This is a genomic window from Hymenobacter sp. 5516J-16, assembly GCF_022919335.1.
GTDB lineage: Bacteria > Bacteroidota > Bacteroidia > Cytophagales > Hymenobacteraceae > Hymenobacter > Hymenobacter sublimis.
Map to the genome: position 1 here is coordinate 2670627 of NZ_CP095058.1, position 12634 is coordinate 2683260.

The window sequence follows — 12634 nt, forward strand, 5'->3', positions numbered from 1 at the left end:
CCGGCTTTTCATCAGCAACACTCCCGCCGCATTAGCTGGGTAGTCATGGCCCGATGGTGCTGGAACTGCTACTGGCGCTGGCCTTGGCCTGGCAGGGCCACGACCTGGGGGCGGCCCGCTGGTGGCAGTTGGTACTGGTGGTGCTGGCCTGGGTGGCCACGTTCTTTATCAGCGTGCCGTTTCATAACCGCCTGGCCCAGGGCTATGACTACGTGGCCATCGACGGGCTAGTGCGCACCAACTGGCCTCGCACCCTGGCCTGGACTGTTCGGGCAGGCGTGCTGGGCTGGCTGCTCTGGAAAATGCTGCATTTTGCGGCCGATAAAGTTGGGTAAGGCGGGTTCTGCTTCTCGTTTCTGCCCGCTTTTCTGTATATATCACTAGTACTATATGCTTCCTCCCCCCGACGCTTTCCTGCCCGAACTCCAATTTCAAACCAGCCGCAGCAGCGGCCCAGGCGGCCAGAACGTGAACAAAGTAGAGTCCCGGGTAGAACTGCGCTTCCGCCTGGCCGATTCCGAGTTACTTACTGAGGAGCAAAAGCAGACGCTGCTGCAAAAGCTGGCCTCCAAACTCACGACCGAGGGGAGCTGCTCATTGCCGCTCAGGAAGACCGGAGCCAGCTGCGCAACAAAGAAATTGCCCTGCGCAAGTTCTACGAAACCTTGCAAAAAGCCCTGCACAAGCCCAAAGCCCGCAAAGCCACCAAACCCAGCAAAGGAGCCGTGCGTCAGCGCCTAGAGTCCAAGAAAAAGCACGGCGACAAAAAGGCCAACCGCGGCCGGGTTGATTTTTAAACTATATTCAAAAACCACGAAAGCAGGTAATTGTCATTCCGAGTATTCTGCGCGTCAAACAGCGACGAGGAATTTGGAGTTACCTCCGCCTCTGGCTTGGGCCGGTGCTGCTGGCCGTGCTTCTTGCTTGGGTAGACTGCTGGAAAGCTGCCGAATAGGTAGCTCAAATTATTTCTCAGTTCAAATCCAACCCGAACAGCACCCCAAACCAGGGCTTGCGCTGATAAATCCAGTGGCGGCCATCGGGCCCAGTAGTTGGTCGGCGCCGATGGCCAAGCCCAGGTTGAAAATGCGCGCATCGTAGATGGCGGCGGCTCCGACGTGCACCACAAAGCCTTCGTATTCAGCTATCTGGGCTTGCTGGTTGGTAACGTCGGGGTTGATGATGGTGGAGCCCAGGCCCGTGAACAGGCCGTAGCCCAGGCCCACCGTCCGAATTTGCGGCTCCTGCCGGCCAGCCAGCAGCTGGCGGCTATTTACGTGGTAGAAATCAAGCCGCCGGCCAAAGTAGAGCGCCGCATTGAAGTTGGTGTTGAGCTGCACCGGCACCGGCCCTTGGGGCGGCCGGGCCTTGAAGGGAATTGTAAAAACGTCGAGGTCGAACTTTCGGTCGAGCAGGATGACATGCTGGCCCCGGCGCAGGGCGTAGCTGAAGCGACGCGGGGCACCGTCCTGCTCGGGCTGCGACAGAAACGTGAGCGAGTCCTGGTGCTGCTCCACGTGAAAGGCGCGGTCCTTGCCCACCGTGGCGGCCAAGGTGGGGTCGTTGGTACGAAAGAACTGGTAGTCGCCGGGCTCCAAAGTAGGGAGCTTGCCCACGGCCGCGCACCCACTTAGCAACCAGCTTCCAACGAGTACCCAGAGCAGAGAGAAACGCATAGGAACAAGCTAAACGCCGGTTTACAGCAGCGTGCCGCTCAGCACGAATGTGGCCACTGAAAAATAGATGATCAGGCCCGTAACGTCAACCAGTGTCGCCACAAACGGGGCCGACGCCGTGGCCGGGTCCAGGCCCAGGCGCTTGAGCAGCATGGGCAGCATAGCCCCGAAAGCGCCCCCCACAGCACAATGCCCAGCAGGGAGAAGCCCACCGTGACGGCAATTAACTGCCAATACGGCCCGAAGTAGCCGGGGTCGATGGTGGTAGCCCACAGCACGATGCGCAAGGATCCGACTACCCCAGAATACCACCCAGCAGCAAGCCCGATATAATTTCGCGCCGTAGCACCAGCCACCAGTCCGAGAGAGTAAACTCGCCCAGGCTCATGGCCCGGATAATTAGGGAAGTAGCCTGGGAGCCGGCGTTGCCGCCCGCCGAAATAATCAAGGGAATAAACAGCCCGAGCACGGCCGCTTTCTGCAAATCATCTTCGAAGTGGTGCATGGCCGAAGTAGTCAGCATTTCGCCGATGAGCAGAATGACCAGCCAGCCGGCCCGCTTTTTTACCATGCTCCAGATGGAGGTAGCCAAGTAGGGCTCATCCAGGGCCTCCGAGCCGCCCAGCTTCTGGATGTCCTCAGTATCCTCTTCTTCCCGGATATCCAGGATGTCGTCAATCGTTACGATGCCGAACAGCACGCCTTCGTCGTTGACCACGGGTAGGGCCACCCGGTCGTTTTTACGGAATACGTCGATGGCCTCCTCCTGGTCCTGCATCGTGTTGAGCTTCACGAAGCGGTGGTCCATCAGCTCGGTTACGCGCCGCTCGGGCGGCGACAACAGAAACTCCCGAATACGGATGTCGTCGATGAGCACGCCCCGCTCGTCGGTTACGTAGAGCACGCTCAGTGTCTCCGACTGCCCGCCGTGGCGCCGGATGTAGTCCAGCACCTGCTGCACCGTCCAGCTTTCCCGAATGGCAATGTAGTCGGGCGTCATCAGGCGGCCCACGGAGTATTCGGGGTAGCCCAGCAACTCCAGCGTCACGCGGCGCTCCGGCTCCGAGAGGGTCTGGATCAGCTCCCGCACCAACTCATCGGGCAGAAACTCCAGCAGGGCCGTCCGGTCGTCGGGCGACATTTCGTTCAGAATGTCGGCTATCTTATCCTGGGAGAGGTTGGCCAGGAAGTGCTTCTGAATGTCGAGGTCGAGATACTCAAATACCTCCGTGGCCAAGCTCAGCGGTAGCAGCCGGAAAATAATCAGTTGCTCACGTTCTTCTTCCTGCTCCAGCAGCTCTACTACCTCATGGGGCTCAAACCGCTTGAGTACTTCTTTGAGTTTGAAAAACTCGCCCTCCTGAATCAGGGACGTGATGTGGTCGGTAGTCGGGTGCTGATTCATGAACTGCAAGAGGGGTGTTTTTCGCTAGGCAGAAGGGAATTGGTGAACAGGGCCGAACCGGCGCGCAAAAGTAGCCTTTTCCGGGCCCGCTTGGTAGTCGGGCGGGGATATTTCTGCGGGCGGTTGCCGCCGTGTACGCAGCGCATCCAAGGTCGGCTGGCCCGTGCGCCTGGCCCAGGAAAGCCAGATCTGCCAAGCCCAACCGTAACCTTGCCTTGCGTTAGGCAGTTCCTCCCTTCGGGCTCCAACCTACTTTTAGCCCACTCTTCCGTTTTTTCTATGGCTCACCTCTCCACTGCTTCGCCCCTCGGTACGCTGGTTGCTCTCGGCGGCGGCGACGACGATGCCATGCTGACCCTGCTCCGCGACCTACTGCCGGAAGTAGGCGCTCCGGTTGAAATTATCACGGCGGCTTCCCGCGACGATACCCGCTCGGGCGGGCCTACGAGCGGGCACTGCGCGAATTAGGCTGCACCGGCGCCCGCCACTTGCGCATCAGTGAGCAGCACCCCGCCGACTCCCCCGATACGTTGCGCCGGCTGCGGCGGGCCGGCCTCATCTTCTTTACCGGCGGCGACCAGGAGCGCATCACTGATTTTTTGCAGGAAACGGAGTTTTTAAGCGTGTTGCGCGAGCGGTACCAGCAGGAGGCAACCTTTATTATTGCCGGCACCAGTGCCGGCGCGGCCGTTATGCCCGAGTACATGGTGGTGCAAGGCTACGGCTGGCGGGCTCTGCGCAAGGGCGGCACCCAAACCAGTGCCGGCTTAGGCTTGGTTGCTGAACTCCTGATTGATCAGCACTTTGTGGAGCGGGGGCGTTTCGGTCGGCTGGCGCACGCCCTGCTAACTCATCCCACGTGCTTGGGCGTGGGCTTGGCCGAAGAAACCGGCGTTATCATTCGGGGCGGACGCTACGCCGAGGTTTTCGGGGATGGAGTTGTAACGGTAATTGATGGTCATGACCTGCAAGGAAGCAACCTGAGCCGTGCGCGGCGGGGTGAGCCCGTAAGCGGGCAGAACTTCCGGGTGCACCTGTTGGTAGCGGGGCAGCAGCTGGACATGGCTTCGCGGACCGTGGTAGCAGGCAAAGCGTGAGTAATTACTTACTGCCCGGCTTCTCTAAAAACTAGTGAGCAACAGCCAGGTCAAGTCTGGGTTGAGGGGCGCCGCCGGTAAAAAAGTAGCCACAGGGGTAAAAAGACAGGTTTAAACTTAGTCGGCGTGCCGACTAAACTTCGTTTTTCTCGCTACATTTAGGCCATAAACCCCCAAATTCTCACTCATCTCTTCGTATGAATCTAAAATCTCTACTCCTCGCGGGAGGAGCGCTACTTTCGGGTACGGCGGCTTCGGCGGGTGGCTACCAGGTAACCTTGGCTGGTCAGAAGAACAATGGTATGGGCGGCGTAGGCGTGGGCTTGTCGCTGGATCAGGCTGCTATGTTCTACAACCCCGGTGCGCTGGCCATGGTAAAGGACCGTGGCGTGCAAGTAGGCGTAAACCTGACCCTGGCCCGCAACGCTTTCGTGGCGGAAGGTGGCAACCAGCAGCGGGAGCTGCGCAACAGCTACACTACTCCCCTGAATTTCTACGCGGGGTTCGGGCCGGCCGAGGGTAAATTCCGGGCGGGTATTGCCGTGTACACGCCCTTCGGAAGCAAGTTGCAGTACGCCGATGGATGGGAAGGTCGTACCTCGCTAACTGACATCGACCTGAAATCCGTATTCGTGCAGCCCACCATCAGCTACGCCATTACGGATCAGCTTAGCGTGGGCGCAGGTCTAGTAGTGCTGGCTTACGGAGCCGTAAATCTGCAACGCGACATTGCACTGCCGGACTCCTACGGGCATATTGAGCTGGATGGCAAAGCCGATACGAAGTTTGGCTTTAACGCTGGTATCTTCTTCAAGCCTTCCGATAAGCTGTCCTTGGGCATCAACTACCGCTCAAAAATTGATGCCGTAGTGAAAGATGGGGACGTAACCTTCTCGGGCATCCCTGCCTCGTTCAGCTCGCGCTTCCAGGCCACTAAGTTCAACGCCACGCTGCCCCTGATTGCTACCACCAGCATTGGCCTGGGCATTATGCCGAACGAAAAGCTTACGATTGGTTTCGACGCCAGCCTGGCTCAGTGGAGCAAATACCGCGTGCTACGCTTCGACTTCGACCAGCAAATTAACGGCTCTACTTCCAGCGAATCGAAACGCTTCTACGAAGACGCCCTCACGTTCCGCCTGGGCGGGCAGTACAAGCTGACGGAAGGCCTGACGGTTCGGGCTGGCGGCGCCTACGATCAAACGCCGGTGCGGGACGGGTACGTAACGCCCGAAACTCCTGACAACGACCGACTCAGCGGTACCCTGGGTGCTTCGTACACCTTCGGCAAGTTTGGGGTTGATCTGTCGGCTCAGTACGTGGGTATCATGAAGCGGACGGTAACTCAGACGGAACTGCTCAATAATGGCACCACGGACCGGATTGCCGGAACCTATAAAACTAACATCGTTATTCCGGGCATCGGCCTGAATTACGCTTTCTAACCGCGACTCGCTCCCTGATCCATGAATACGTTTCTGTTTCGCAAGTTCACGCCCCTGGCGGCGCTACTCGGGCTGGGCATCACCGCTTGCCAGCCTGATCTGGAAGACGACTTCAAGCCCAACAAAGGCTCCGCTGACTTCTCTCGCTACATTGCTGTCGGCAACTCACTGACTGCCGGCTACGGCGACAATGGTCTCTACCTAGAGGGCCAGCTGAATTCCTACCCTAACCTGCTGGCCCAGCAATTTCGCACGGCGGGCGGGGGCGAGTTTGTGCAGCCCCTGTTTACGGAAGCACAAAGTAACGGCTCGGGTTACCTGCGCCTGACTGGCTTCACGGCTGCTGGCACGCCCATTACGGCCAGCGTACCCGGCAACGCGGGCCGGCTCACGCCTGGCTCCGCGCCTTACACCAAGGTTACTACTCCCATTAACAACTTGGGCGTACCCGGAATTCGCCTCGCCGACATTCACACGGCTGGGTACGGCAACGTGCAAACGACCCCGTTGAATGCTGCTACGTTTAACCCATTCTTTGAGCGTATCACGCCAGACGGTAGCAACCAAACCTACTTCCAGCGGGTAAAGGCAGAGGCGGCTACGGCCACGTTCTTCTCCAGCTGGTTGGGCAATAACGACGTGCTGGGCTATGCCACCACGGGCGGCGTAGGCGGCATCATCACCCGCACCGATTCGTTCACGCTCAAGAACAACCGCATCATCAACGTGCTGACGGCTAACGGCGCTAAAGGTGTGGTTGCTACCCTGCCAGACGTAACAAATATTCCGTTCTTTACTACGGTGCGCGTAGCTGATATCCGGGCCCGCTTCAAGGCGGCTAACTCTGCTTTGGATGTGTACATCCAGACCACCGGTACGGCTGGGGCACAGGTAGTGCGCCTCGCTACGGATGCTGATTTGCTGACGCTGCCTTCCTCGGCCGTTATCGGGACCACCACTACTGGCAGTCCGTTCCCGGTAGGTGCTGGAGTAGGCACTGGCGTTGGGCAGTCGAATCCGGTTCCTAACCAGTTTGTGCTAGACGCTACCGAGCAAACGGCCGTGCGTACGGCAACTACAGCCTTTAACAACGCTATTGTAACAAAAGCCAACGAGAAGAACCTGGCCATCTTTGACTCCAATGCATTCTTCGCACGGGTAGCCACTTCGGGTATTACCACCAACGGGGTAACGAACACGGCGGCCTTTATTTCGGGCAACCTGTTCTCACTGGATGGTGTGCATCCTACGCCCCGCGGTTACGCGGTAATTGCCAACGAAATGATTCGGGCTATCAACTCGAAGTATAACGCCAGCGTGCCCACGGTAAACCCTAACGACTACCGCGGCGTCCGTTTCCCGCAGTAATTTTTAGAATAGACCATAAAAAAGCCCTTCCCTGGTTCGGGAAGGGCTTTTTTGCGTCTGGTCGTTTCGGGTCAGGAAAGCTGCACCGGTTGCAACACTTCCGGCAGCTCGGGCGCAGCCTCGCCGGCTAGGCGCGCGGCAATAACCTGGGCGTGGTAGCGGCCATTCTCAATAAACCAGCGACTGGTATTTAGGCCTCCGCATACGGTGCCGGCTAAATACACGCCGGGGAGGTTGGTTTCCAGCGTATCGGCGTCGTGGGTAGGGGTTTGGGCGGCGTCGGGCTGGCAGGTAATACCCAAGGCCGCCAGGAAGCGGAAGTCAGGATGGTAGCCGGTGAGGGCGTACACGTAGGAGGCGGGCAGCGACTGAGGCCCCGCGGGCGTCTGGATTTCCACGGTTTCGGGCGTAATGCGCTGCACACTGGAATTGAAATACACTTTGATGCGTCCTTCCTTGATACGGTTGAGCAGGTCCGGCCGAATCCAGTATTTCACCGACTCGCTGATGGCCTCGCCGCGCACTACCATTACCGGGCGGGCGCCGGCCCGGAGTAGCTGCAAGGCTGCCTTGGCCGAGGAGTTCTTGGCTCCAATGATTACTACGTCCTGGTCCGTGTGGGCATAGGGCTCCTTGTAGTAATGCGTTACGTGGGGTAGGTCTTCGCCGGGCACGTGTAGGTAGTTGGGTACATCATAGAAGCCCGTAGCCACAATAACGTAGCGGCAGTTGATGCGGCCCTTCTCCGTTACTACCTGGTAGCTACCTGGCTCACCCTCTAGGCCCGTAACTCGTTCATAGAGACGCAAGTGCAGGTTTTCGGTGAAAGCTACCCGGCGGTAGTAGTCCAGGCCATCCTCGCGTAGGGGTTTGTAATGGCTGGTTGGAAAAGGATGCCCCCCAATTTCTAATAGCTCCGGAGTTGAGAAAAACTCCATATTAGTGGGGTAGCCAATGATGGAATTCACCAGCGCGCCCTTGTCCAACACACAGGCCGTGAGCCCACGCCGCTGGACCTCAATGGCGCAGGCCAGCCCCACGGGCCCGGCCCCAATCACCACAACATCAAAAGCAATAATTTCAGACATGGTATGTAGTACCACGAAAGGTCGCTTTCAGTTTTACGCATTCTGCTAGAAAATTTTCATTTCAAGGCCGGTGTGGGAGCCTACATGAGGGTCAGCGCTTTATAGCCGCGGGTGGCCTCCTGCTACCCAGGTGGTGTAGGCTATAGGTAAATCATACAGTAGATATACTATAGATAAACTATATCTTTGCGCTACATCACGTATTTCAATTCCATTTTACTGTTATCCATGAAACGTATTACCCTTTTAGCCTTGTCGTTGGCTACCAGCACTTTTTTCACGAGCTGCAGCAGTGACGACAAGGAGAACAATCCGTCACCGAGCAAGTCGGCCAGTGAGTTGCTGATGGCTAAAAGCTGGAAGCTCACGGCGGAAACCGAAGCTACTGGCACCGCCGCCCCCGTTAACACCTACGATGACTACGAATCGTACGAGAAGGACAACATTTATAAGTTTCAGGCCAACAACGTTTTTATCTCAGAAGAGGGAGCTACCCGTTACAGCTCATCTGACCCCGCCAGCACCACGGGTGTTTGGGCCCTGTATGAGGGCGACAAAAAGGTAGCATACCAGGCCGGTTTCTTTGGCACGGGTTTGCTGTCGAGCACGCAGAAAGGAGACATTGAGGAACTGACGGATACCAAGCTGGTAGTGAAAATGACAGATGCCAGCAGTACGCCAACTATCGTTACTCGCCAGACTTTCACGGCGCAGTAATTCGGCTAGTTATCAACACCAAAGAGCCCCGTTTCTAACTAGAAGCGGGGCTCTTTGGTGTTGATACTCGTCCGTTTAATGGGCTTGCAGCCAGTTGCGACCAGAACCTACCTCTACTTCCAGAGGCACACCGTGGGGTAGGAGTAAGGCATTGGACATCAGCTCCTTGATCTTAGGCGTGATGAATTCTACCTCTTCCTGTACGGCATCGAACACCAATTCGTCGTGCACCTGCAGAATCATCTTGGTGCCGAGCTTTTCCTGCACCAGCCACTCGTGGATGTTAATCATCGCCTTCTTGATGATGTCGGCGGCGGTACCTTGGATGGGGGCGTTGATGGCGTTGCGCTCGGTGTAGCCGCGTAGGGTAGCGTTGCGGGAATTAATGTCGCGCAGGTAGCGGCGGCGGCCCAGCAGGGTAGTGGCGTACTCCAGCTCCCGCGCCTTATTGATGCTGTCGTCCATGAACTGCTTCACCGAGGAAAACTCTTGGAAGTAGGTGTCGATGATTTCGGTGGCTTCTTTGCGCGAGATGCCAATACGCTGGGCCAGCCCGAAAGCCGAAATGCCGTAGATAATGCCAAAATTGACGGTTTTTGCCTTGCGCCGCATCTCGCCATCCACTTGGTCTAGGGGCACGTGGAATACCTTGCTAGCCGTGCTGGTATGAATGTCGAGGCCCTGGCGGAAGGCTTCAATCATCGTTTTGTCGCCCGAAAAGTCGGCCATGATGCGTAGCTCCACCTGGGAATAGTCGGCGGCCAGCAACACGTGCTGCTCGTCACGGGGCACGAAGGCCTTGCGAATTTCCCGGCCCTTTTCCGTCCGGATGGGAATGTTCTGGAGGTTGGGGTTGGTAGAGCTGAGGCGACCGGTGGCCGTCACGGCTTGGTTGAAGGAGGTGTGTACCCGGCCATCAGCCTCGCAGACTAGTTGGGGTAAGGCCTCCACGTAGGTAGAGCGCAGCTTGGTGAGCTGGCGGTGCTCCAGTATCAGGCCAGCAACGGGGGCGTCGGCGGCCAGCTGGCTCAGGATTTCCTCGCCGGTGGCGTACTGGCCGGTTTTGGTTTTCTTGATTTTGCCGCCGCCCAGACCCATTTTATCAAACAATACCTCACCCAGCTGCTTCGGTGAGCCAATGTTGAACTCCTGCCCGGCCTCCGAGAAAATCTGCTTTTCGATGTCTTGAATGTAGCCCTGCAGCTCGGCGGAGTACTCACCCATGGCTGAGGAGTCAATTTTCACGCCCTCGTACTCAATGTCAGCCAGCACAGGCACCAGCGGGTTTTCTACCTCATTTAGCAAATCCAGCAGGCCTACCTCCTTGAGCAGAGGCTCGAATACGTGCTTGAGCTGCAGGGTTACGTCAGCATCCTCGCAGGCATAGTCCGACACCTCGGCGGGGGTAGGTCGGCCATGGTTTTCTGGTTTTTTCCTTTCGGGCCGATCAGCTCCAGAATGCTCACGGGGGTATAATGCAGGTACGTTTCGGCCAGCACATCCATGTTGTGGCGCATGTCGGGCTCCAGCAGGTAGTGGGCCAGCATGGTATCGAACAGTCGGCCGCGCATGCGCACGCCGTAGTGCCGCAGAATCGTAAGGTCGTACTTGATGTTCTGCCCCACTTTTACAATCTGTTCGGCGTCGAAAAACGGCCGAAACTCATCAATCAGGGCCTGGGCGGCGGCCGCGTCGTCGTGGGGTACGGGCACGTAATAGGCCTCGCCGGGCAGCCAGCAGAAGGACAGCCCCACTAGCCGGGCCGTCATGGTGTCGAGGCCAGTAGTTTCGGTATCAAAGCTGACTTCGGTTTGCTGGAGCAGAAACTTCAGCAGGCTCTGGCGCAGCTCGGGCGTATCGATTAAGTGGTATTGGTGAGGCACGTCCTGCAAGGTCAGGCGAGGGCCCGCGGGTGCCCCGAACGCGCCGGTAGTGCCTTCTTCGGCGGCTATGCCCACGGCCGCGTCGGCGGAGGAGCCGAACAAGCTGCCCTGGCCCTCAGCTACTTTGGGTCGGCGAGCCCCGCGGGGGGTAGGGGCGGCGCTGGTACCGGCGGCGCTGCCGCCATCAAGCACGCGGGCAGCCAGCTGCCGAAACTCCAACTCCTCGAACAGTTGCCGCAGCTGGTTGGTGTTGGGCTGCTCCAGGCGCAGGTTTTCTTCGTGGAATTCAATGGGTACGTTCAGGTGAATGGTCGCCAGTTCCTTGCTCAGCAATCCTTGCTCAGCGAAGGTGCGCACGTTTTCCTGTTGCTTGCCCTTGAGCTTGTCCACATTGGCAATCAGGTTTTCCACCGAGCCAAATTCCTGCACTAGCTTTTTGGCCGTTTTCTCCCCAATGCCCGGAATGCCCGGAATGTTGTCAGAGGCGTCGCCCTGCAAGCCCAGAATGTCGATTACCTGCTCCACGCGCTCAATCTCGAAGCGCTCTAGCACGTGCTGCACGTCCAGCACCTCGGCGGCGTTGCCCATGAAAGCAGGCCGGTAAATCTTGATGCAGTCCGTGACCAGCTGGCAGTAATCCTTATCGGGCGTCATCATAAACACTTCCCCAAAGCCCTGCTGCTCGGCGCGCTGGGCCAGGGTGCCAATTACGTCGTCGGCCTCGAAGCCGTCCACCATCAGAATGGGGATGTTAAAAGCCTGAATGATGCGCTTGATGTAGGGGATGGCCAAGCCAATATCTTCGGGCATGGCCTGGCGCTGGGCCTTATAATCAGCAAACTGCTCGTGGCGGAAGGTTTTCTTCTGGGCGTCGAAAGCCACCCCAATGTGCGTGGGCTTTTCCTTCTGAAGCACTTCCACCAGGGTGTTAGTAAAACCCAGAATGGCGCCCGTGTTCAGGCCCTTGGAGTTCACCCGCGGGTTCTTGCTAAAGGCAAAGTGGGCGCGGTAAATCAGGGCAAAAGCATCGAGCAGGAAGAGCTTGTGGGGCTGGGGGCAGAAGCGGCGTCGGTCATAGTGGGGCGAAGATACAAGCGGTAGGCAGGGCGAAGTATGTAAACGGGCTGGGGCGCGTCATGTTCAGGTAGGGGCCCTGCTGGCTGGCAAATCTGCGTTACCTTTCGGGCGTGAACACATACCATTGGCTGCTGGCTCTTCCGCTGGCTTTGGGCGCTGCTACGGGCGCAGCCCAATCGACTACCCCGGCCGGGCGGCCGTCTGCGGCGGAGCACAGCCAGCAGGTGGCAACTTTTCAGCAGAAGCTGAACGCCGAGTATCGGAATCCGGCGGAGTCTCCTTTATCGGCGGAAGCCCAGAAGAGTTTCACGGGGCTGCCTTTCTACCCGGTCAACTACGCGGCCTGCGTAGAAGCCCGGTTTGAGGCGGATTCGTTGGGGGCACCTTTTCAGATGGTGACCAGCACTGCCCGCCGGCCCCAGTATCGTAAGTACGGTGTGCTGTACTTCTCTTTCGAGGGCAAACCGCAGCAGCTGGTGGTGTACCAAAGCCTGGACCTGCAGCGCAACCCCGAGTACCGCGACTACCTGTTCGTGCCCTTCACCGACCGCACCAACGGGCATGGCAGCTACGGCGGTGGCCGTTACCTGGACCTGCGGCGGGGCCAGATTCAGCGAGAAAAGCTAGTGCTGGACTTCAACCAAGCTTATAACCCCTACTGCGCGTACGGTGGGCAGTACTCCTGTCCTGTACCACCCGCCGAAAACCGGCTGCGGATAGCCGTTCAGGCGGGTGTAATGAGCGACCATTAACTGGTTGACGCTTGGCCTATTGCCGTAACGGCTACTGCACGCCGATGGTGGAGTTGGTGCTAGGTCGGTAACTGGAATGCTCTGCAGTGCTACGAAGTTGCGGCTAGCCTAGTCCCTGGTGTACCT

At 58.2% G+C, this 12634-nt stretch carries 12 protein-coding genes and 2 pseudogenes; 9 read left to right on the forward strand and 5 right to left on the reverse strand.

Going from position 1 to position 12634, the window contains the following annotated elements; translation table 11 throughout:
* Window positions 1–53 precede the first annotated feature (53 nt).
* The 3 genes and pseudogenes from MUN84_RS13300 (at window position 54) to MUN84_RS23870 (ending at window position 797) form a co-directional block, all read left to right on the forward strand.
* Complete coding sequence (locus tag MUN84_RS13300; protein ID WP_244694521.1) at window positions 54–335, forward strand: hypothetical protein; 282 nt, start codon at window positions 54–56, stop codon at window positions 333–335.
* 55 nt (window positions 336–390) lie between these two features.
* Window positions 391–468 (forward strand): annotated as a pseudogene (locus MUN84_RS23865) (aminoacyl-tRNA hydrolase); the annotation flags it as partial.
* A 197-nt stretch (window positions 469–665) separates the two neighbouring features.
* Window positions 666–797: a hypothetical protein gene (locus MUN84_RS23870; protein ID WP_317239242.1), complete on the forward strand. Its 132-nt coding sequence runs from the start codon at window positions 666–668 to the stop codon at window positions 795–797.
* A gap of 180 nt (window positions 798–977) precedes the next feature.
* Here MUN84_RS23870 and MUN84_RS13310 read toward each other — a convergent pair whose 3' ends face one another.
* The 3 genes from MUN84_RS13310 to mgtE form a co-directional block, all read right to left on the reverse strand.
* Window positions 978–1676 carry a hypothetical protein gene (locus MUN84_RS13310; protein WP_244694522.1) on the reverse strand — a complete coding sequence of 233 codons (699 nt, stop codon included), beginning with the start codon at window positions 1674–1676 and terminating at the stop codon, window positions 978–980.
* 21 nt (window positions 1677–1697) lie between these two features.
* A complete protein-coding gene (locus MUN84_RS23030) occupies window positions 1698–1838 on the reverse strand; it encodes a magnesium transporter (RefSeq protein ID WP_262920521.1) in 141 nt (46 codons plus the stop codon).
* 133 nt (window positions 1839–1971) lie between these two features.
* On the reverse strand, window positions 1972–3081 hold the full coding sequence (gene mgtE / locus MUN84_RS13315) for a magnesium transporter (RefSeq protein WP_262920522.1): 1110 nt from the start codon (window positions 3079–3081) through the stop codon (window positions 1972–1974).
* A gap of 279 nt (window positions 3082–3360) precedes the next feature.
* On the opposite strand from mgtE, the gene MUN84_RS13320 reads away from it, so the two are divergent.
* The 4 genes from MUN84_RS13320 to MUN84_RS13335 all read left to right on the forward strand — a co-directional run bounded on the left by MUN84_RS13320 (window position 3361) and on the right by MUN84_RS13335 (window position 6991).
* Entirely contained in the window at window positions 3361–3549 is a 189-nt protein-coding gene (locus tag MUN84_RS13320; protein WP_244694523.1) for a hypothetical protein, read from the forward strand.
* 20 nt (window positions 3550–3569) lie between these two features.
* Window positions 3570–4178, forward strand: a complete 609-nt coding sequence (locus MUN84_RS13325) for a cyanophycinase (RefSeq protein ID WP_244694524.1) — start codon at window positions 3570–3572, stop codon at window positions 4176–4178.
* Window positions 4179–4375: 197 nt separating this feature from the next.
* Entirely contained in the window at window positions 4376–5623 is a 1248-nt protein-coding gene (locus MUN84_RS13330) for an OmpP1/FadL family transporter (protein ID WP_244694525.1), read from the forward strand.
* 21 nt (window positions 5624–5644) lie between these two features.
* The gene (locus tag MUN84_RS13335; protein ID WP_244694526.1) at window positions 5645–6991 is read left to right on the forward strand and encodes an SGNH/GDSL hydrolase family protein; all 1347 of its coding nucleotides are present in this window, start codon (window positions 5645–5647) and stop codon (window positions 6989–6991) included.
* Between the two features lie 71 nt (window positions 6992–7062).
* Here the strand turns inward: MUN84_RS13335 and MUN84_RS13340 are convergent, their stop codons facing one another.
* The gene (locus MUN84_RS13340; RefSeq protein ID WP_244694527.1) at window positions 7063–8079 is read right to left on the reverse strand and encodes a YpdA family putative bacillithiol disulfide reductase; all 1017 of its coding nucleotides are present in this window, start codon (window positions 8077–8079) and stop codon (window positions 7063–7065) included.
* A gap of 228 nt (window positions 8080–8307) precedes the next feature.
* Here MUN84_RS13340 and MUN84_RS13345 point away from each other — a divergent pair, with 228 nt between their 5' ends.
* The gene (locus tag MUN84_RS13345) at window positions 8308–8796 is read left to right on the forward strand and encodes a hypothetical protein (RefSeq protein WP_244694528.1); all 489 of its coding nucleotides are present in this window, start codon (window positions 8308–8310) and stop codon (window positions 8794–8796) included.
* 75 nt (window positions 8797–8871) lie between these two features.
* On the opposite strand, the pseudogene polA reads toward MUN84_RS13345, so the two are convergent.
* Window positions 8872–11714, reverse strand: a pseudogene (gene polA / locus MUN84_RS13350) (DNA polymerase I).
* Between the two features lie 152 nt (window positions 11715–11866).
* On the opposite strand from polA, the gene MUN84_RS13355 reads away from it, so the two are divergent.
* The gene (locus MUN84_RS13355) at window positions 11867–12508 is read left to right on the forward strand and encodes a DUF1684 domain-containing protein (protein WP_244694529.1); all 642 of its coding nucleotides are present in this window, start codon (window positions 11867–11869) and stop codon (window positions 12506–12508) included.
* Window positions 12509–12634 lie beyond the last annotated feature (126 nt).